Here is a 20,235-nt window from a genome sequence, read left to right as displayed (position 1 = left end):
AATAGGTAATAATAAAAAACCTGCCTGCGGGCAGGTTTTTTTATACTAAAAATATAAGTAAGCGAACCATTAATAATTCGCTGATTGATATTTTTGTTATTTTCATTGATTGCCGGGAATTATTTTAGGAATATGCCAACGTAGTCTGGTCTGATATTTACGGTAGAATGCTGACGGGTGCTTGAGACTGTTTGTCTCAGGCGTTCAGCGGGAGACAAACAGAGAAAAGCCCCACCTGATGATAAATCAAAGTGAGGCTCCCCTATGCATGAACACCATAAGAGTAGCCTCTTACCTGTTGAAAATCAACACGGGAGGCGAGGAATGCCGCAAAAGTATCTGTTGTTTAGCTTAATAGTGATTTGCTTCACTATTTTATTATTTACCTGGATGGTGCGTGATTCGCTGTGTGAATTACAGCTCAGGCAGGGGAATATTGAGCTGGTGGCGTTCTTAGCCTGTGGGATTAAAACGTAAGAGACGGTGGCGGAGAGCGATCTCCGCCATTCTTACGGCGTTAAGCATTCTTATAGCACCCTGTTTTTTTCATGAAATCATTATTTCGCCTCCTGAAACCAGGAGGCTTTTTTTCCGGATTCACGGCCTGTCGAAAAAACAGGCTTGAAATGTATACCGGGGTATGGCTATCCTATGGCCCGACGAATCCCTCGTCTCACCGGAGAGCACGCGCCAAATGAACAAACACGACTGATGAATTTCACGCCTTGCTTCGCGCTATTTGCGAGCAGGGGAGGTATTGATTTCATTCAGGAGTGCTTATGGCTCATTGTGCCCGGTCCCCCTCTTTTCTTTTGCATCAGGTCACCTGTCAGTTAGCGACGGGAGATACGCTTTTTGGTCCGCTGAATTTATCGCTGGAAGGCACCCTCTGCGGGCTTGTCGGGCGCAATGGCGTCGGTAAAACCCGATTATTGCGTTTGCTGGCAGGCCTGGACTCGCCGTCGAGCGGCCATATCGAACGTGTGGCTTCGGTGAGCTACGTTGCTCAGCAGCATGTCATGTTTCCTGATACGACGCTGGCGGAATGGCTTGGCGTCGAATTCGTTTTTGCTGCTCTGGCTCGTCTTGAACGGGGCGAAGGGCGAGCCGATGATCTTGAACGTCTTGATGGCTTTTGGGATCTCCCGGAGCGCCTGAATGCAGGATTCCAGGCCGCTGGCTTAGGAGAATTTCCCCCCGAACGGCTCGCCTCTTCGCTGAGCGGCGGGGAAAGAGTGAAGGCGCAGCTGTGTGGAGCGTTCTTGTCTGGCGCGGATTTCCTCCTGCTTGACGAACCCACCAACCATCTCGACCGACAAGGCCGCGCGTGGCTATATCAGCAGCTTGAGCAATGGCGCGGAGGGGCGTTGATCGCCAGCCACGATCGGGAGCTACTGTCCCAAATGCCGCGCATCCTCGAGCTGGCATCCGCGGCTTTGCGCAGCTACGGCGGCAATTATGCGGATTATCAGCAGCAGCGTGAGCTGGAGCAGCAGGCGGCTCGCGCCGCGCTGGAGCATGCGGTTACTGAACGGCGACGAACCCGGGCGCGGATGCAAAAAGAGCACGATGCCTGCCGGCGCCGCTCGGCGCAGACGTTGCGCACTATCGACACGCTAAATATCGCTTCATTTGAGCGTGTTGCCTGGAAAGGGGCGGCAAAAGCGCGTCCCGGTACCCTTAAGCGCCAGCATCGTGAACAAAGCGGCATCCTCAACGATGCGATAGAGCAGGCGCGTGAGCGGGTAGAGGAAGACAACCCGGTGATGTTTACTCTGCCCGGTAGCCAGGTCGCTGCGGGAAAGCAGGTGCTGGAGCTGGACGCGCTGCGGCTGACCCATTCACCGATGGCAGCGCTGGACTGGCGCATAGCTGGGCCGATGCGCGTGGCGCTGCGTGGCCCCAACGGCTGCGGTAAAACAACGTTGCTTAAAACGCTGCTGGGCCTGCAGCCGCCGCTCTCAGGAAGCTGCCGCTTATCGGTCAACGCGGCGTATCTGGATCAGCATCTGAGCCAGCTGGACCTGTCATTGTCCGTCATGGCGCACCTGAATCTCAGTGATACGCCCTTAGAAGAAGGTGTGCTGCGCAGCCAGCTGGCGCAGCTACAGCTGGGGGCGGACAAAGTCCATCTACCGCTATCGGTTCTGAGCGGAGGCGAAAGATTAAAAGCGGCGCTGGCCTGCGTGCTCTGGCGACGGGCGGCTACGCAGCTGCTGCTGTTGGATGAGCCCACTAACCATCTTGACCTGACGTCCACTCTGGCGATTGAAAAAGCGCTGGCACAGTTTCCCGGCGCGATGCTGGTGGTGTCACATGATGAAGCTTTTTTACGGGCGCTGAAGCTGACCCATTGCCTGGCATGGCGGGAAGAGGGCTGGAGCGTTGAGAGGCTATAAATGCAAAAAACCGCCATCGATGGATGGCGGTGACTTAAGGCGCAAATAAAAAAATCCCCGCCGTTTGGCAGGGACTTAATAATTTTGAGCTTTTTAAGCTTACAGGCTGGTTACGTTGCCAGCTGCCGGGCCTTTAGCGCCGCTTTCGATGGTGAAGGAAACTTTCTGACCTTCGTCCAGAGATTTGTAGCCTTCGTTCTGGATAGCAGAGAAGTGTACGAACACGTCTTTAGAACCATCGTCAGGAGTGATGAAGCCAAAGCCTTTGTCAGCGTTGAACCATTTTACGATACCAGTCATTTTACCGGACATAGTGAATTACCTTTAAAAAAATAAATGAGCCTTGCGGCGTTACGGTCTGGACTACAGATTTAAAGCGATAAAGGGAAAGTTCACTACCGGGGTATCAACGGATAACCTTTGAAGGACTGCTCTATTCGAATGCTCTGTGGTCTTTACTTCAAACCTGCGAGCATTAACGCATGTTCACGTTGTGATAGCAAACTTTTTTTTCGTTGGCATGAAAACGGTCCTTTGGCAGGACCGCTAGCCGAAACCCATAAACGCTAAAATTATGAATCAATAAGCTGTCTTGAAAGCTGCGGATTCGCCTGGATCAGGCGCATCAGCTTAAGCTCTGTGGGAGAAGGCCTTACGCGTCTCGATTCCCACTCTTGTACCATTGCTACGCTGACGCCCATGGCGTTGGCAAAATCATCTATTTTCAGCCCGGTACCTTTGCGTAGCTGGTCAAATTCAATGCATGCGGCGGGCTTACGCGTCAGCGAGGCCGCCTGAGCCTGATCTTTAAAAATAATTTGTTCAAGGTTGCTCAGCAGTTCAAATGCAGGATCTTTATATTCCATTGAGAACTCCTCTCTTTCATACGGCGGAGGGTGAATTATGTAGAGCCTCTTAAGAATAGTCGGAAAAAAAGGCCAGGAATGCTTACCCTGGTAATTATTTATCACCCGAGGTTCTTTAGCGCCGCGTCGGGCGATATAACATGCTGAAAAGTAATAGAGAGAGCCGATAAGCAAATTATTGTAAACAGATAAGAAGAAAAGCGGAAAAGGCCAGCGCGCGCCCGCTGGCCGGTGTATTACTCCTTCTGGAGCTTCTCCACTTCACCCTGGGCCGCCGAAGGTTGCCGTTGGCCAAGCTTATATTTGACCAGCAGCGCGGTGGCCGACAGGAAGGCCGGGATAGCCAGCAAGGAGAAAATCGTTTCGAAAGAGAGCTGGGCCTGCATCAGGAACGCGCCGCTAAAGGCGCCGAGAATGCCGCCAAAGCGGCCAATCCCTAACATCCAGGCCACGCCGGTCGCGCGTCCTTGGGTGGGATAGAAACCGGCGGCCAGCGCAGGCATTGATGATTGCGCGCCGTTCATAATGCTGCCGGCGATAAATACCATTATCCCCATCAGCAGCAGGTTATGGGTCGAGAAACCAACCAGACAAACGAACACGCCGGTCAGCAGCCAGCCCACGGCAACCACTTTGTTTGGGTTGAGCTTATCCATCAGCGCGCCGAGGATAAGCACGCCAATCCCGCCACCCAGCGGGAACAGCGCGGTGATAATAGAGGCCTGGCTCATCGTCGCGCCGGTTTCGCGGATGAGCAGCGGCAGCCAGCTGGTCAGCAAATAGAAGATCAGCAGGCCCATAAAGTAGGTCAGGCACAGCATGACGGTGCCGACGGCGTAGCGCGGTGAGAAAATCACGCCGATGGACGATTTCTCCTTTACCTGGCCCGCTTCGCGTAGTTCAAATTCCGCCTGCTCTGGAACAGGCGCGATGCGGCGCAGGATCGCGGCGATACGCTGGGCAGGCTGGCGTTTGACCACCATATAGCGCGCGGATTCCGGCAGAAGAAAGATCAGCACTACCGCCAGCAGCAGCGGCATCACGCCGCCAAGCACCAGCACGCTTTGCCAGCCGTAATGGGGGATCATCCAGGCGGAGAGGAAGCCGCCCAGCGAGGAGCCCATCGGAAAGCCGACGAACATCAGGTTAACCATCAGTGCCCTACGCCGCTCTGGGGCGTATTCGCTCATCAGCGTCGCGGCGTTCGGCATGGCGGCGCCCAGCCCAAGGCCGGTAAGAAAACGCAGCAGCGTCAGCTGGTTAAGGCTGGTAGCAAAGGCGGTCAGCAGGCTAAAGCCACCGAAAACCACGATGGACATAATCAGAACTTTTTTCCGCCCAACGCGGTCGGCGAGCGGTCCGGCGGTCAGCGCACCGACCGCGAGCCCGACTAAGGCGGCGCTCATGACCGGGCCTAACGCCGATTTTTCGACGCCCCATTCCTGCACCAGGTCAGAGGCGATAAAGCCGATTATCGCGGTATCGAATCCGTCCATCGCGACGGTGATAAAACATAAGGCCAGAATCATCCACTGGTATTTCGTGAAGGGATGTTCATTGATAAAAGCCTGAATATCGATGGTTGTTTTCTTCATGCGGCATTCCTGGCAGGCAGAGCGGGGGACAGAGATAGATTATTGTTATCTCCCTCGCGGTCGTTGATGTTGTTTGTGCGATTATCGAACAAAAAGCCGTTAATCGCTCATTTAATAAAATCATCGAACGGCGGTTCAGGCAATGCAGGCGAAAAGGGAAGCGTGCGATTATCGTCCACTTTGCGACCCGTGCAGAAGAGAGAATAGATTAATAATAACAAAATCAATTTGTTAAGCGTTTCAGCCGAATGCCGGATGATAGCGGTAATTGTGATGAACTTAACAGCCGACGCGACTGGCCGCTAAAACGCTAAAAAACCGGCTTTCAGGGAGGAAGATTGTCAGGAAAAGGTATCCTGCAAGGCCGACCTGGACTATCCTTGTCAGCGTCTGGCACGTGTGTGTCTGTTTGCGCTTTTTTTGGCTGAAAGGAGTAAAAAAATGGCGACAGGAAAGTCCTGCTCTCGCTGGTTTGCGGCTATTGCGGCCCTGTTAATGGTGGTTAGCCTGAGTGGGTGTTTTGATAAAGAAGGCGATCAGCGCAAAGCGTTTATCGACTTCCTGCAAAATACGGCAATGCGTAGCGGCGAACGTCTGCCGACGCTGACCGCCGATCAGAAAAAACAGTTCGGGCCTTTCGTTTCCGATTACGCGGTGATTTACGGCTATTCACAGCAGGTAAGCCAGGCGATGGATGCGGGTTTACGTCCGGTGGTTGATAGCGTGAACGCGATCCGCGTACCGCAGGATTATGTTACCCAACGCGAGCCGCTGCGTCAGGCAAACGGCGCTTTGGGCGTACTGAGCCAGCAGCTGGAGAACGCAAAAATACAGGCGGATGCCGCCCACGGCGCGCTGAAACAGGGCGACGATCTCAAGCCGGTCTTCGACCAGGTCTATAACAAAGTCGTGACGGCGCCGGCGAATGCGCTACAGCCGTTAATTCCGGCAGCGCAGGTATTTACCCAACAGCTGGTGCAGGTGGGTGATTTTATCGCTCAGCAAGAAACCCAGGTCAGCTTCGTGGCGAACGGTATTCAGTTCCCGACTTCGCAGCAGGCCAGTCAGTACAATACGCTGATAGGGCCGCTGGCCGCTCAGCACCAGGCCTTTAATCAGGCGTGGACCGCGGCAGTTAACGCGACGCGTTAACGGCTCTGACAGCCCGGGCAAGGCTTCACCTTAGCCCGGGTTTTCTTTTTTCACTTCTCACTTCACCTGCGGATTCACGCAGTTCTTCTCAACGTTGCCGTTCAGGGCATCAATCAGATTATCCACCGCGCAGGCCGCCATGTTATAGCGGGTTTCATGCGTGGCCGAGCCAATATGCGGCACGGCGACCACGTTTGGCATATTCAGCAGCGGGGAGTCTTTCGCCAGCGGCTCTTGTTCGAAAACGTCGAGGCCGGCGGCATGAATTTCACCTTCCTGCAGGGCGGCAATCAGCGCTTTCTCATCCACCACCGGGCCGCGCCCGGCGTTAATAAAGATGGCCGAGGGCTTCATTTTGGCAAACTGAGCTTTGCCGAACAGATGATGAGTCTCATCGGTCAGCGGTAGGATCAGACAGACAAAATCCGCTTCCTCCAGCAAGGTATCGAGATCGCAGTAGCGGGCGTTAAAGCGCTCCTCTGCCTGAGGGTGCTGGCGGCGGGCGTTGTAGAGGATCGGCATACCAAAGCCCGCGTGGGCGCGCTGGGCAAGCGCCATCCCGATACGCCCCATTCCGACGATACCGAGGGTTTTATGGTGCACATCGTTGCCAAACCAGTCCGGACCGATGCTTTTGGTCCACTCGCCGGCCTTCACGCGGTTAGCCACCTCAACCACCCGACGCGCAGTGCTCAATACCAGCGCCATCACGGTATCGGCGACGGTCTCGGTCAGTACCGTCGGGGTGTGCATCAGCAGCACTTTACGCGCATTCAGCGCATCGACGTCGAAGTTGTCATAGCCGACGGAGATGGTCGAGGTCGCACGAAGCTTGGGCATTTTCTCCAGTAACGCGGTATCGACTTTTTCGCTGGAACCCAGCAGACCTACCGCTTCAGCGAACGCGTCGGCGTGCTGTGAAACGGTCTCCGGACGCAGGTTTTTCACCTGGGTAACGGTAAAGTGTTGTTCCAGACGCTGTTGCAGGTCGTCGGGAAGCGTTTTGTAGAGAATGACTGACGGCTTCATGCGGTTCTCCGTTGCGTTAAGGTTTCAGGCGTGACGTGCGCCGAGCGGAAGTTTTTGATTATTAGCAGGCTTAACAATCAAAGTAAGCCATACCGAGACGAAAAGCGCCACTCCCATGAAAATGTACGAGGCTGCGGGGCTGCCGGTGGTGCCGTTCAGGTAACCGACAAACCATGAGCCGAAGAACGAACCCAGCGCGCCCATGCTGTTAATCAGGGCCATGGCGCCTCCGGCGACGTTGCGCGGCAGCATCTCAGGAATGATGGCGAAGAACGGTCCGTAGGGGGCGTACATCGCCGCGCCGGCAATCACCAGCAGGGTATAAGAGACCCAGAAATGGTTGGCGCCAACGGCCCAGGAACCAATAAAGGCGAAGGCGGCAATCAGCAGCAGCGGCCAGACAAACAGCTTGCGGTTCTGCATTTTATCGGAAGCCCAGGAGACCACGATCATCGCGATGGTCGCCGCCAGATAGGGGACGGATGAGAGCCAGCCGACCTCGACCATGCCCATATTCTCGCCGCCGCTGCGGATAATTGACGGCAGCCACAGAACGAAACCGTAAACCCCGATGCTCCAGGCGAAATACTGCATGCACAGCAGGACAACGTTGCGCGAGCGGAAGGCTTCGCCGTAGTTGCGCACCGGTTTGATTCCCTGCTGTTCACGCTCCAGCTGCTCCTGCAACGCGGCTTTTTCGCTTTCCGCCAGCCAGTTGACCTGCGAAGGTTTGTCTTTTACCAGCACCCACCAGCAGAAGGCCCAAATCACCGCCGGAACGCCTTCGATAATAAACATTTCCCGCCAGCCGAAGGCCTGAATCAGGTAACCGGACACCACCGACATCCACAGCACCGTCACCGGGTTGCCGAGGATCAGGAAGGTATTGGCGCGAGAGCGTTCAGATTTAGTAAACCAGTTGCTGATGTAAATCAGCATCGCCGGCATGACCGCGGCCTCGACGACGCCGAGAATAAAGCGAATCGCCGCCAGCGCGGGAATATTGTGCACCATCCCGGTCAGCGAGGCGCAGGCGCCCCACAGGATCAGGCAGATAAAAATGAGTTTGCGTACGCTGCGGCGTTCGGCGTAAATCGCGCCGGGGATCTGAAAGAAGAAGTAGCCGAGGAAGAACAGCGCCCCCAGCAGGGAGGAGATACCTTTGGTGATCCCCAGATCTTCAGTAATACCGGCCGCCGAAGCGAAGCTGAAGTTAGCGCGGTCGAGGTATGCCAGGCTATACGTGATAAACACGATAGGCATGATGTACCACCAGCGTTTTGTTGCATTCGTCGAACTATTCATAGGTTTGCCTCTGTGAGTGAGGTGACGCTCATCATAGAAAAGATCCGTTACGCCGCGCTGCATGTAGGGTACAGAACGGCCTGACGTTGTGCTGAATCTGCTTACTCGCCCAGCGCCTCACGCGTGGGTAAGCCTTCGCTATCGCCCTGGACCTGAATGGCCAGTGAGCCGATTTTGTTTCCGCGTTTCACCGCCTGCTGCAGCGGTTTTCCTTCCAGCAGGGCGCTAATCACCCCGACGGCAAAGCCATCGCCGGCGCCAACGGTATCGACGACGTTATCCACTTTTATCGCCGCAACGGCCCCCTGTTCGCCATCGGCGGTTTTATACCAGGCGCCGTCGGAGCCGGTTTTTATGATGACCGCGCGAACGCCGTGGCTAAGATAAAAGTCCGCAATGGCTTCCGGCGTTTGCTGGCCGGTCAGAATCATGCCTTCTTTCAACCCCGGCAGAACCCAGTCGGCCTGAAACGCAAGGCGATTAAGCTTCTCGATCATCTCGGCTTCGCTTTTCCACAGCGTGGGCCGCAGGTTGGGGTCGAACGAAATCGTTTTTCCCTGCGCTTTCATGGTGCGCGCCGCGCGGTCCAGCAGGGCGTATGAGCTTTCCGACAGCGCGGCGGCCACGCCGCTTAAGTGCAGGTGACGGGCGCTGGCGAAGTATGATTCGTTAAAATCATCCGGCGACAGATGGCTGGCAGCAGAGCCTTTGCGAAAATATTCCACGATGGGATCGGTTCCATTTTCGACTTTAGATTTCAGCTGAAAGCCGGTAGCGTAGCGGCCATCGGTGCTCACGCCGCGGGCGTCGATCCCCTCTTTCGCCAGCGCGGTGAGGACGAAGCGGCCAAAGCTGTCCGCGCCGACGCGGCTTACCCAGCCGACGCTTAAGCCGAGGCGGGCCAGCCCGGTCGCGACGTTCAGTTCCGCGCCCGCCACGCGCTTCATAAAATGTTCTACTTCAGCCAGTTCGCCGGTTTCGGTGGCGACAAACATCGCCATGGCTTCGCCTATCGTGATGACATCTAACGCTTTTTGCATAACTTAATCCTCGCGTAACAGGTTGACGTAGCGGCGGGTCACGGCCGTCAGGTCATGGCCAGTCAGCGGAAATTCGATCCCGCGCGGGGCGTCTGCGGGCAGATTGTCGAGCAGCGCCAGCCAGCGCCCGGACGCTTCATCCGGCGGTACGGCGCGAAACTGCGAATGGTGCGGCTCAGCCGCCTTTACATGAATATAGCTGACGGCAGGCGCCAGGTGGCGCGCGGCCTCTTCCGGCGAGTCGCCAACCCATAGCCAGTTGCCCATATCAAAGGTGAGGGTGATCGGCAGCTGGTTAACCCGACAGGCGGCCTTGAAGCGCTGCATCGGCGCCAGCTGGCCGCAGTCGGTTTGATCGTTTTCCACCACCAGCGCCATGCCGCTCTCGCGCAGGATATCGCGCAGGGTGTCCAGATCGTTTTGGTGGGTAAAGCGGCCCAGCGAGAGCTTCAGCCACAGCGCGTTAAGGGTTTGCGCTTCCTGCAAAAAGTCGGCGAGGCGCGGGTTGAGCGAGCCGTCAGCGGTAAACAGGGCTTCCGGCGCGGAATAGCAAACCAGCAGGCCGCGGCGCTCAATATCGGCGGCCAGTTCCGGCAGGCGGTTCAGCTCATCCGCGCTGAACAGTTCCCGGCGGATCTCTACGCCGTCGGCGCCGGAGCCGGCGATAAACGGCAGGACGGCGGACTGCCCGCCCAGCGCTTTAACACGGTCATTCCCGTACGCGGCGGTAACGACAATAATCTTTCTGGCCATCCCAATACTCCCGACGATAATCTGATGCGTTGTTTATTACGCTAGATGGTATCGGTTCCAAAGCAAAGGCCAGGATGTCTAATTTATGATCGCCATCACGAAGGATCGTTAGCGGGAGGTGGAGCCTCTGACGATCAGCTCGCCGGAAAACACCCGTTCGCAGACCGGGTCGTTGCTGCCTTCAATCCGACGCACCACCTGCTCGACGGCGGCGAAGCCAATCTGCCAGGTCGGCTGTTTGAGCGTGGTGATCCCCACGCCCGCCAGCTCGGCCCACTCCAGTTCATCGAAGCCCAGCAGGCCGATATCGCTGCCCCAAATCAGGCCAACGCGTTTAAGGGAGCGTGCCACTTGCAGGGTCAGCGCGCCGTTGGCGGAAATCACCGCCTTGCGCATGCCGCGATGGTGGGAGTGGAAGTGACGCAGGACGTTATCCAGCATCGCGCCATCGTTCAACGGTACTTCGGCGTTTTCCGCGACAATACCGGCATGGCGCAGGAGGGTCTGGCGAAACGCGCTCAGGCGCTCGCGGCGGGTATTGACCGAGCCGAGGGGTTCGCTAAGGAACAGCAGGGCTTCGAAGCCCTTTTCTACCAGGTGTTCGGTGGCGGTGGTGGCGGCCTGGGTATTATCGAGGCCGACGACATCGCAGGCGAATTCCGGAATTTTGCGGTCGATAAGCACCATCGGCAGCGCCGACTGCTGCAGGCGGTTGAGGCCGTCCTCGCGCATCCCGACCGCGTTGACCACGATCCCCTCCACCTGATAGCTGCGCAGCAGGTCGAGATAGTGCAGCTCCTGGTCCAGCTCATTGTTGGTATTACATACCAGCAGGGTAAATCCTTTTTCGCGACAGGCGGCTTCAATGCCGCTGAGCACGTTGACGGAGTAGGGGTTGGTGATATCGGCGATGATCAGGCCGATCAGCCGGGTACGGCCATGCTTCAGGCCGCGGGCCATCAGGCTGGGACGATAGTCGAGCTCGGCAATGGCTTTTTCAATGCGCCCCAGCAGATCGTCGGAAAGCAGATGCTTCTCGCCGTTCAGATAGCGTGAAATGCTGGTTTTACCGGTCTTTGCGGCTTTCGCCACATCGCTAATGGTTGCTCGCGCCGCTTTCGCCATGGTGGCTTCCTTTGCTGAAATCTGCACACACCTTAGCGCGAAAATTCGCTATATCAAGCATTTTGCCCGGCGAGTCGCCGGGCAAAGAGGGCATTATTGCAGCGGGCTGAGGGTAATTTCAACGCGGCGGTTCTGCGCTTTGCCTTCCGCCGTGCTGTTGCTGGCGATCGGGTTCGCCGGGCCCATACCGGTTGTGCGGATGCGATTAGCCGCCACGCCCTGGGTAATAAGCGCGCTGGCGACGCTCTCCGCGCGCTGCTGAGAGAGGCGCATGTTCAGATCCTGGCTGCCGGTGCTGTCGGTATAACCCACTACGTTAACGGCGGTTTTCTCATACTCTTTCAGCACCATCGCCACGCCGGTGAGGGTATTGGCGCCCGCGGGTTTCAGGTTGGCGCTGCTGCTGTCGAAGGTCACATTGTTCGGCATGTTCAGCACGATATTGTCGCCGTTTCGCGTCACGGTTACGCCGGTTCCCTGCATTTTCTCGCGCAGCTTCGCTTCCTGCACGTCCATATAGTAACCGATGCCGCCGCCCAGCGCCGCGCCGGCCGCTGCGCCGATCAGCGCGCCTTTGCCGCGGTCATGTTTGGAAGAGGAGAGCGCCCCAACGCCTGCGCCGACTAACGAACCAATGCCCGCGCCGATCCCGGATTTACCCGCTTCGCGCTCCCCGGTATAGGGATTGGTGGTACAGCCAGAAATGGCCAGTGCGCCGCTAACGACAGCCGCAATCATGAGTACGCGTTTTTTCATCTTATTTCCTTAATCCTTTTTATTCTTTGCCACAGCGACCGTGACGGTTGATTATGACGCCCGAAACCGGAGAAAATTCCGCAGAGAGCATCTCAATTTGTAAATAACATTGAACGGCTGAATAACGTGCCGTCACCACACCTGCTATCGCTGACCAGGAGCCCGCATTGCCAACCTCATCTGCTACCAAAACTATCCTGACCGCAGCCCATTGGGGGCCAATGCTGGTCGAAACCGATGGCGAGAACGTCATCTCTTCGCGCGGGGCGCTTGATACCCCTTTCCCCAACTCGCTGCAAACCGCAGTGCGCGATCAGGTGCATAGCAAAACCCGCGTACGTTATCCGATGGTGCGTAAGGGATTTCTCGCCTCGCCAGAAAGCCCACAAGGCGTGCGCGGGCAGGATGAGTTTGTGCGGGTGAGCTGGGAGCAGGCGCTGGATCTGATTCACGCCCAGCACCGGCGCATTCGCGAAAGCTACGGCCCGGCGTCGATTTTTGCGGGCTCCTACGGCTGGCGCTCAAATGGCGTGTTGCACAAAGCGGCGACGCTGCTCCAGCGCTATATGAGCCTGGCGGGCGGCTATACCGGGCATCTGGGCGATTATTCCACCGGCGCGGCCCAGGCGATCATGCCGTACGTGGTTGGCGGTAATGAGGTTTATCAGCAGCAGACCAGCTGGCCAATGGTGTTGGAACATAGCGATGTCGTGGTGCTGTGGAGCGCTAACCCATTAAATACGCTAAAAATTGCCTGGAACGCTTCCGATGAGCAGGGCATCCCGTGGTTCGATCGTCTGCGTCAGAGTGGGAAGCGGGTGATCTGCATCGATCCCATGCGATCGGAAACGGCGGAATTCTTTGGCGACGCGGCGGAGTGGATCGCCCCGCATATGGGCACCGACGTGGCGCTGATGCTCGGTATCGCCCATACGCTGGTGGAAAACGGCTGGCAGGATGACGCGTTTTTGGCCCGCTGCACCAGCGGCTATGACGTTTTCGCCCGCTATCTGACCGGGGAGAGCGACGGAACGGCAAAAACGGCGGAATGGGCGGCGGCGATCTGCGGCATTAGCGCGGAGAAAATTCGCGAACTGGCACAACTTTTCCACGAAAACACCACCATGTTGATGTCCGGCTGGGGAATGCAGCGCCAGCAGTTTGGCGAACAAAAACACTGGATGCTGGTGACCCTCGCCGCCATGCTCGGCCAGATAGGCACCCGGGGCGGGGGCTTTGGCCTTTCCTATCACTTTGCCAACGGCGGCAACCCTACGCGCCGCGCGGCGGTGCTGGCCTCAATGCAGGGCAGCGTGGCGGGCGGGACCGATGCAGTGGAAAAAATCCCGGTCGCGCGTATCGTTGAAGCGCTGGAAAACCCCGGGGCGTCTTATCAACATAACGGTATGGAACGCCGCTTCCCGGATATCCGCTTTATCTGGTGGGCGGGCGGCGCCAACTTTACCCACCATCAGGATACCAACCGGCTGATCCGCGCCTGGCAAAAACCGGAGCTTATCGTCATTTCCGAATGCTTCTGGACCGCCGCGGCGCGCCATGCCGATATCGTGCTGCCCGCGACGACCTCATTTGAACGCAACGATATGACCATGACCGGCGACTACAGCAACCAGCATCTGGTGCCGATGAAGCGGGTGGTCGCGCCGCGCGATGAAGCGCGCGATGATTTCGAGGTCTTCGCCGACCTCAGCGAGCGCTGGGAAGCGGGCGGGCGGGAGCGCTTCACCGAGGGTAAAAACGATCTGCAGTGGCTGGAGACATTTTACCAGATTGCCGCCCAGCGCGGGGCGGCGCAGCAGGTTACGCTGCCGCCGTTCGCCCGGTTCTGGCAGGATAATCAGCTGATTGAAATGCCGGAGAACCCTGAAAACGCGCGCTTCGCCCGCTTTGCCGCCTTCAGGGCCGATCCGCAGGCGAATCCGCTGAAAACCGCCAGCGGTAAAATTGAAATTCACTCGCCGACCATCGCCGGGTTTGCTTATCCGGATTGCCCGCCGCACCCTATGTGGCTGGAGCCGGACGAATGGCACGGCAATGCGCAGGAAGGCCAGCTCCAGGTGCTGTCAGCGCATCCGGCGCACCGCCTCCACAGCCAGCTCAACCATACGTCGCTGCGCGAACAGTACGCGGTGGCGGGCCGTGAACCGTTAACCCTTCATCCGCGCGATGCGCAGGCGCGCAATATCGCCGATGGCGATCTGGTGCGGGTATGGAATTCACGCGGCCAGGTGCTGGCCGGCGCGGTAGTGACCGACGGCATTCGTCCCGGGGTTATCTGCTTGCACGAAGGAGCATGGCCCGATCTCGACCCTCAGGCGGGAATTTGCAAAAACGGTGCGGTGAACGTGCTGACCAAAGATATTCCGACATCGCGGCTGGGTAACGGCTGCGCCGGAAATACGGCGCTGGCCTGGCTGGAAAAGTATACCGGGCCCGAGCTTACGCTGACGGCATTTGATCCGCCGACCAATGCATAATCCAGGTCGGATGCTGGGTTTCATCCTGCCATGCGCAGTCTTCAATGCGGAAGCCCTGCGCATGGTAGAAATTCACCGCCTGAACGTTTTTCTGGTATACCTCAAGGGTTAGCCAACCGTAGTGTTTTTTGACTTCGCCGATCAGCGCGCTGCCGATACCCTGCCTGGCGGCATCCGGCGCGACGAACAGCGCGCCGATGAAGCGTGACTCCATCACGCTGATAAAACCCTTCAGCACGCCGTCCTGCTCCCATACCCAGGTTTGCGCGGAGGGCAGGTAAACGTCGCGCACTATCGCCAGGCTGTCATGCCAGTAGCTTTCGGCGATAAACGGATGCGCGTGGATCGTACTCTCTAGCCACAGCTCGAGCAGCGGGCCGGTTTCGTTAGCGTCCCAGTTACGAATCATCCTGGCCTCCTGAGCGACAGAAACAGTCGATGACGTGGTCGTTGACCAGACCGCAGGCCTGCATAAAGGAGTAGCAGATAGTGGAGCCGACAAACTTAAAGCCCCGTTTTTTCAGCGCTTTCGACAATGCGTCAGAAGCCGGGGTGGTTGTCGGGATCTCCGCCAGCGTGGCGGCGGCCGTCACCTGGGGGTGATTATCGACGAATGACCAGACGAAATCTGCGAAAGGTTCGCCATTTTTTTCCATCGCCAGGAAGGCGCGGGCGTTGCCGATGATGGCCTGAATTTTACCGCGATGGCGAATAATACCGGCGTCGAGAACCAGACGTTCAATGTCTTCTTCGTCCATTGCCGCGACGCGAACCGGATCAAACTGGTGAAAAGCGCGGCGGTAGTTTTCACGCTTTTTCAGCACGGTGATCCACGACAGTCCGGCCTGCTGGCCTTCGAGACAAATCATCTCAAACAGCTTGCGGGGATTCTTTTCAGCAACGCCCCACTCCTTATCGTGGTACTCAATGTATAAAGGATCCTGACTGACCCATCCGCAACGTTGCATCTGTCTCTCCCTTTTGTGATAAAAACTCAGTCGTTCAACTTGACGGCTGAAAGATAAAGATAATAGTTAATACAGGGTTATTATTCCCCAAGCAGGGATAGGACACCCATAAAAAAAACACAGCAACCTTGCCGTTTCGGCTCTTTTTGGAGTCGCATTAATGATAATAAAGAAATGCAATGGCCTCCGGGTATTCCTGGTCCCGGCGTGCGTATCCGTCTGGGCGTCGTGTGTTGCCGGGGCGAATGCCTGGCAACAGGAATATATCGCTATCGATACAAAAAGTAATACTGCGGAACGCTATACATGGGACAGCGATCACCAACCGCGCTATGAAGATATTCTCGCGGAGCGGATAAATGCGTCCGACGATCCTTCCGGACTGGCGTTTAATCAGGCGGTCTCTCCGGTGGATAGCGCACGCGGTATGAGCGTCGGCTGGAATTTCTCTCTGACCGAGGGGATGACGTCCGGCCCGGTCGCCAGTTTACATTCCGATCTGACGTCGCCGCCGCTTACCCGCAATGCGGCCGGAACCGGCTACGTGAATACGCTGGGCTGGCGGGTCGATTATCAGAAGCTATGGGGTGTACATCCGTGGGCTCAGGTGAGCTATAACCAGGAGTTGACGACGGATTTCGGCGGGGCGAACCGCGCGCAGGACGGTGCCTGGCGGGACGTGACGCTGGGCGCAGATATGTCGCTCAACTCTCATCTTGCCGCCTGGGCGGCGCTATCCCAGGCGGACAATTTACCCACCGGGGCAAACTATCTCTATTTAATGGGCGTGAGCGCCAATTTTTAATTTATTGCGGATACGCTGGCGGCGCTTGTGATTCGGCTCATCCCTGAGCCTCACCCGGATGGGGCTGCGGCATGCCGCCATTTGCCACTCGAGTTATTCAGGCTAAATATGTAGCATAGTTGATACGTTTAATTTACTTTATCATTACAGTAATGACGCATCTTCCAGCGGTAGCGGGCACTAACTTTCCGATAAATCGTTAAGGCGGGAATGTTTTGCAATGTCATTCATTCCGCCTTTAATGCATTTCATTCCGCGGTAGCGGCAGCTCATGCCTTTTTTCCCCAGACTTACAGGGGACTTCGTTATGGTGGCGGCAGTTAATTATTCAGGACAACTGCTATGAACGCTGCAAACCGTCAATACACCCGCTGGCTTACGCTGCTCGGCACTATCATTACGCAATTTGCGCTGGGATCGGTTTATACATGGAGTTTGTTCAATAGTTCGCTTTCCGCCAAGCTGGACGAACCGGTAAGCCAGGTGGCGTTTTCATTCGGCCTGTTAAGCCTCGGCCTGGCGCTCTCTTCATCCGTGGCAGGTAAATTACAGGAACGTTTCGGCGTTAAACGCGTCACCATGGCTTCCGGCGTCCTGCTGGGCCTCGGATTCTTCCTTACCGCGCATTCAAACAGCCTGATGATGCTGTGGCTGAGCGCGGGTCTGCTGGTTGGGCTGGCCGACGGTGCCGGCTATTTGCTGACGCTGTCGAACTGCGTCAAATGGTTCCCGGAACGTAAGGGACTGATTTCGGCTTTTTCCATCGGTGCTTACGGGCTTGGCAGCCTGGGTTTTAAATTTATTGACTCCCATCTGCTGGCGACGGTCGGCCTGGAAAAAACCTTTATTATCTGGGGCACTATCGTGCTGGTGATGATCGTTTTTGGCGCGACGCTGATGACAGACGCGCCGAACCACACCGCTACCGCCAACAACGGCGTCGTCGAAAACGACTTCACCCTCGCCGAATCGATGCGTAAACCTCAGTACTGGATGCTGGCGGTGATGTTCCTGACCGCCTGCATGAGCGGCCTGTACGTGATTGGTGTGGCGAAAGACATCGCCCAGGGGATGGTGCACCTCGATGTTGCGACGGCCGCCAACGCGGTGACGGTGATCTCTATCGCTAACCTGAGCGGGCGCCTGGTTCTGGGCATTCTGTCCGATAAAATGTCCCGCATCCGGGTGATTACCATCGGACAGGTTGTCTCGCTTATCGGTATGGCGGCGCTGCTGTTCGCTCCGCTGAACGCCATGACGTTCTTCGCCGCTATCGCCTGCGTGGCCTTTAACTTCGGCGGTACGATTACCGTCTTCCCGTCGCTGGTCAGCGAGTTCTTTGGCCTCAATAACCTGGCGAAAAACTACGGCGTGATTTATCTCGGCTTTGGTATCGGCAGCATCTGCGGTTCGCTGATTGCTTCCCTGTTCGGCGGTTTCTACGTGACCTTCTGCGTCATCTTTGCGCTGCTGATTCTCTCTCTGGCGCTTTCGACAACGATTCGCCAGCCGAAAAGTGAAATTTACCACCAGGCTCACGCCTGAAACCGGGTGTTATCCCGGCTCCGATGATTAATTCCCTAAGCTAATAGTGCCAATCCAACCAAATGTTTTGTAAATGTTTGGTTGGATCACATTCCCTCCTGATACTTTTTCCTTCCGCTGTGGTCTACTTATCGCGCTTTGTAGAGGTTTCTTATAACCAAGCTAAACGCACTTTATTAACCTGCTTACTTATATCGCTTAAGTCGGGCGGTTTTATCTCTTCGTTTTCCAGGTTTTTTGCATGAAATACATTAAAACGATGACGCAGCTGAAGCTCAGTATCTGGCTGGCGCTGTACATCGGCTGGTTTATGAACGCCGCCGTATTCTTCCGCCGCTTCGAGGGGTACGCTCAGGAGTTTACCATCTGGAAAGGACTCTCAGGTGCAGTTGAGCTGATAGGGACCTTTCTGGTCACCTTCTTTCTGCTGCGTATTTTGTCGCTGTTTGGCCGCCGGGTCTGGCGTATTCTCGCGACCATCGTCGTACTCTTCTCCGCCGCCGCCAGCTATTACATGACCTTCCTGAATGTGGTGATCGGCTACGGGATTATTGCCTCGGTGATGACCACTGACATCGACTTGTCCAGAGAGGTTATCGGCTGGCACCTGATTCTCTGGCTGGTGCTGATGAGCGCGCTGCCGCTGGTGCTTATCTGGAGCAACCGCTGTCGCTTCACCCTGCTGCGTCAAATTCGTACGCCCGGCCAGCGGATGAAGAATATTACTATCGTGCTGCTGGCTGGCCTGATGGTCTGGGGCCCTATTCGCTTGCTGGAGGTTCGTCAGAAGAACTTTGAGCGCAGTTCCGAAGTCGATCTGCCAAGCTATGGCGGGGTGGTGGCTAACTCCTATCTGCCGTCTAACTGGCTATCAGCGCTGGGGCTTTACGCGTGGGCGCAGGTGGACGAGTCTTCCGATAATAAATCCCTGATCAATCCGGCGAAAAAATTCACCTACGTTGAGCCGCAAGGGCTGGATGATACTTACGTGGTGTTTATCATCGGCGAAACCACCCGCTGGGACCATATGGGCATCCTGGGCTATAGCCGCAATACCACGCCTAAGCTGGCGCAGGAAAAAAACCTGGTCGCTTTCCGCGGATACTCCTGCGATACCGCCACGAAGCTGTCGCTGCGCTGTATGTTCGTTCGTCAGGGCGGGGCGGATGATAACCCGCAGCGGACGCTGAAAGAACAGAACGTCTTTGCCGTCCTGCACCAGCTCGGCTTTACCGGCAACCTGTACGCCATGCAGAGCGAGATGTGGTTCTACAGCAACACGATGGCGAACAATATCGCCTATCGCGAGCAGATTGGCGCTGAGCCGAGTAACCGCGGCAAGAGCGTTGACGACATGCTGCTGGTGGATGAAATGAAGCGCGGTCTGGCGAAGAATCCCAATGGTAAGCACCTGATTATTCTGCATACCAAAGGATCGCACTTTAACTATACCCAGCGCTATCCGCGCAGCTTTGCGCAGTGGAAGCCGGAGTGCGTCGGCGTCGATAATAAATGCTCGAAGGCTGAGCTGATTAACTCGTACGATAACAGCGTGACCTACGTCGATCACTTTATCGTCAGCGTGCTGGATCAGCTGCGGGACAAGAAGGCGATTGTTTTCTATGCGGCCGACCACGGCGAGTCTATCAACGAGCGCGAACACCTGCACGGTACGCCGCGCAAGATGGCGCCGCCGGAGCAGTTCCGCGTGCCGATGCTGGTGTGGATGTCGGATAAGTATCTGGCGTCGCCCGACCACGCAGCTTCTTTTGCGCGCCTGAAGCAGCAGGCGGCCATGAAGGTGCCGCGCCGCCACGTAGAACTGTATGACACCATTATGGGCTGTCTTGGCTATACTTCGCCGGACGGCGGGATTAACCAATATAACAACTGGTGCCACGTTCCTGACGCTGCGGCGAAGAAGGAGTAGCAGAGTGGCGAGTTTCTCGCCGCTTGAGCGACTTTTTCATAATAAGGCATTGACGGGTGTGTATCGCAGCAGTAAGATGCGCCCGCATTCGGTGATTGGCGCAGCCTGGTAGCGCACTTCGTTCGGGACGAAGGGGTCGGAGGTTCGAATCCTCTATCACCGACCAAATTCGAAAAGCCTGCTCAATGAGCAGGCTTTTTTGCATCTGAGGTTTGTGAGGATGAGAACCTCCGGGGGTAGAGGTTCGACTCGAGCGGAGCGAGAGAACGTTGCGTCAGCAACGGCCCGCAGGGCGAGCCACGTAGTGGCGAGTTATCCTCTATCACCGACCAAATTCGAAAAGCCAGCTCAACGAACAGGCTTTTTTGTTTCTGTCGTCCTTACTGATATGCAGCATCGTTTCCGGGAAATCCAGCCGTACTGCACACCGCTCCCGGGGGCGGCGCAAAGCGCCTTGCCCGGGCTACGG

Annotated in this window: 18 protein-coding genes, 1 tRNA gene and 1 other RNA gene; 9 read left to right on the top strand and 11 right to left on the bottom strand. The window is 56.6% G+C overall.

Annotated features, from left to right (window positions below):
- Positions 1–324 precede the first annotated feature (324 nt).
- Both hokA and ABLU87_RS23890 read left to right on the top strand, forming a co-directional pair.
- A complete protein-coding gene (hokA, locus tag ABLU87_RS23895; protein ID WP_004106778.1) occupies positions 325–477 on the top strand; it encodes a type I toxin-antitoxin system toxin HokA in 153 nt (50 codons plus the stop codon).
- A 302-nt stretch (positions 478–779) separates the two neighbouring features.
- Entirely contained in the window at positions 780–2,399 is a 1,620-nt protein-coding gene (locus tag ABLU87_RS23890) for an ATP-binding cassette domain-containing protein (RefSeq protein WP_122116958.1), read from the top strand.
- A 99-nt stretch (positions 2,400–2,498) separates the two neighbouring features.
- On the opposite strand, the gene cspA is transcribed toward ABLU87_RS23890, so the two are convergent.
- The 3 genes from cspA to ABLU87_RS23875 all read right to left on the bottom strand — a co-directional run bounded on the left by cspA (position 2,499) and on the right by ABLU87_RS23875 (position 4,860).
- Positions 2,499–2,711, bottom strand: a complete 213-nt coding sequence (gene cspA, locus ABLU87_RS23885) for an RNA chaperone/antiterminator CspA (protein ID WP_004126446.1) — start codon at positions 2,709–2,711, stop codon at positions 2,499–2,501.
- 260 nt (positions 2,712–2,971) lie between these two features.
- Complete coding sequence (locus tag ABLU87_RS23880) at positions 2,972–3,265, bottom strand: HTH-type transcriptional regulator (RefSeq protein ID WP_004106774.1); 294 nt, start codon at positions 3,263–3,265, stop codon at positions 2,972–2,974.
- 236 nt (positions 3,266–3,501) lie between these two features.
- Entirely contained in the window at positions 3,502–4,860 is a 1,359-nt protein-coding gene (locus ABLU87_RS23875) for an MFS transporter (protein WP_122116959.1), read from the bottom strand.
- Between the two features lie 441 nt (positions 4,861–5,301).
- Here ABLU87_RS23875 and ABLU87_RS23870 point away from each other — a divergent pair, with 441 nt between their 5' ends.
- Positions 5,302–6,012 (top strand): DUF3053 domain-containing protein, encoded by a 711-nt coding sequence (locus ABLU87_RS23870; protein ID WP_004126443.1) that lies wholly within the window; start codon positions 5,302–5,304, stop codon positions 6,010–6,012.
- Between the two features lie 57 nt (positions 6,013–6,069).
- Here the strand turns inward: ABLU87_RS23870 and ghrB are convergent, their stop codons facing one another.
- From ghrB to ABLU87_RS23840, 6 genes are all read right to left on the bottom strand, one after another.
- A complete protein-coding gene (ghrB, locus tag ABLU87_RS23865; protein WP_009652700.1) occupies positions 6,070–7,041 on the bottom strand; it encodes a glyoxylate/hydroxypyruvate reductase GhrB in 972 nt (323 codons plus the stop codon).
- Positions 7,042–7,065: 24 nt separating this feature from the next.
- A complete protein-coding gene (locus ABLU87_RS23860) occupies positions 7,066–8,346 on the bottom strand; it encodes an MFS transporter (RefSeq protein ID WP_004855346.1) in 1,281 nt (426 codons plus the stop codon).
- A gap of 101 nt (positions 8,347–8,447) precedes the next feature.
- Entirely contained in the window at positions 8,448–9,386 is a 939-nt protein-coding gene (locus ABLU87_RS23855) for a sugar kinase (RefSeq protein WP_122116960.1), read from the bottom strand.
- 3 nt (positions 9,387–9,389) lie between these two features.
- A complete protein-coding gene (locus ABLU87_RS23850) occupies positions 9,390–10,139 on the bottom strand; it encodes a sugar phosphate isomerase/epimerase (RefSeq protein WP_064377564.1) in 750 nt (249 codons plus the stop codon).
- A gap of 108 nt (positions 10,140–10,247) precedes the next feature.
- On the bottom strand, positions 10,248–11,264 hold the full coding sequence (locus ABLU87_RS23845) for a LacI family DNA-binding transcriptional regulator (protein ID WP_049069104.1): 1,017 nt from the start codon (positions 11,262–11,264) through the stop codon (positions 10,248–10,250).
- Positions 11,265–11,357: 93 nt separating this feature from the next.
- On the bottom strand, positions 11,358–12,020 hold the full coding sequence (locus ABLU87_RS23840) for an OmpA family lipoprotein (RefSeq protein WP_049069103.1): 663 nt from the start codon (positions 12,018–12,020) through the stop codon (positions 11,358–11,360).
- Between the two features lie 167 nt (positions 12,021–12,187).
- Here ABLU87_RS23840 and ABLU87_RS23835 point away from each other — a divergent pair, with 167 nt between their 5' ends.
- Positions 12,188–14,518: a molybdopterin guanine dinucleotide-containing S/N-oxide reductase gene (locus ABLU87_RS23835; protein WP_064357659.1), complete on the top strand. Its 2,331-nt coding sequence runs from the start codon at positions 12,188–12,190 to the stop codon at positions 14,516–14,518.
- Here ABLU87_RS23835 and ABLU87_RS23830 read toward each other — a convergent pair.
- Complete coding sequence (locus ABLU87_RS23830; protein WP_004137819.1) at positions 14,481–14,927, bottom strand: N-acetyltransferase; 447 nt, start codon at positions 14,925–14,927, stop codon at positions 14,481–14,483. The genes ABLU87_RS23835 and ABLU87_RS23830 overlap by 38 nt on opposite strands.
- Positions 14,917–15,486 carry a DNA-3-methyladenine glycosylase I gene (gene tag / locus ABLU87_RS23825; RefSeq protein WP_025106795.1) on the bottom strand — a complete coding sequence of 190 codons (570 nt, stop codon included), beginning with the start codon at positions 15,484–15,486 and terminating at the stop codon, positions 14,917–14,919. Before tag ends, ABLU87_RS23830 begins: the two co-directional genes overlap by 11 nt.
- A gap of 160 nt (positions 15,487–15,646) precedes the next feature.
- Here tag and ABLU87_RS23820 point away from each other — a divergent pair, with 160 nt between their 5' ends.
- From ABLU87_RS23820 to ABLU87_RS23800, 5 genes are all read left to right on the top strand, one after another.
- On the top strand, positions 15,647–16,291 hold the full coding sequence (locus ABLU87_RS23820; RefSeq protein ID WP_014227192.1) for a lipase: 645 nt from the start codon (positions 15,647–15,649) through the stop codon (positions 16,289–16,291).
- 342 nt (positions 16,292–16,633) lie between these two features.
- Positions 16,634–17,836, top strand: coding sequence for an MFS transporter (locus ABLU87_RS23815; RefSeq protein WP_025106796.1), 1,203 nt, complete (start codon positions 16,634–16,636; stop codon positions 17,834–17,836).
- Positions 17,837–18,077: 241 nt separating this feature from the next.
- Positions 18,078–19,766: a kdo(2)-lipid A phosphoethanolamine 7''-transferase gene (eptB, locus tag ABLU87_RS23810; protein ID WP_004855325.1), complete on the top strand. Its 1,689-nt coding sequence runs from the start codon at positions 18,078–18,080 to the stop codon at positions 19,764–19,766.
- Positions 19,767–19,855: 89 nt separating this feature from the next.
- A tRNA-Pro gene (locus tag ABLU87_RS23805) sits at positions 19,856–19,932 on the top strand.
- Between the two features lie 34 nt (positions 19,933–19,966).
- A non-coding RNA gene (locus ABLU87_RS23800) (RtT sRNA) lies at positions 19,967–20,098 on the top strand.
- The last annotated feature ends 137 nt before the right edge of the window (positions 20,099–20,235 follow it).

The sequence above is a fragment of the Klebsiella sp. CB_Kp196 genome, assembly GCF_040061575.1.
GTDB classification, from domain to species: domain Bacteria; phylum Pseudomonadota; class Gammaproteobacteria; order Enterobacterales; family Enterobacteriaceae; genus Klebsiella; species Klebsiella michiganensis.
Note: the sequence above shows the minus strand (reverse complement) of the source record. Positions and strands in the feature narration are given on the sequence as shown.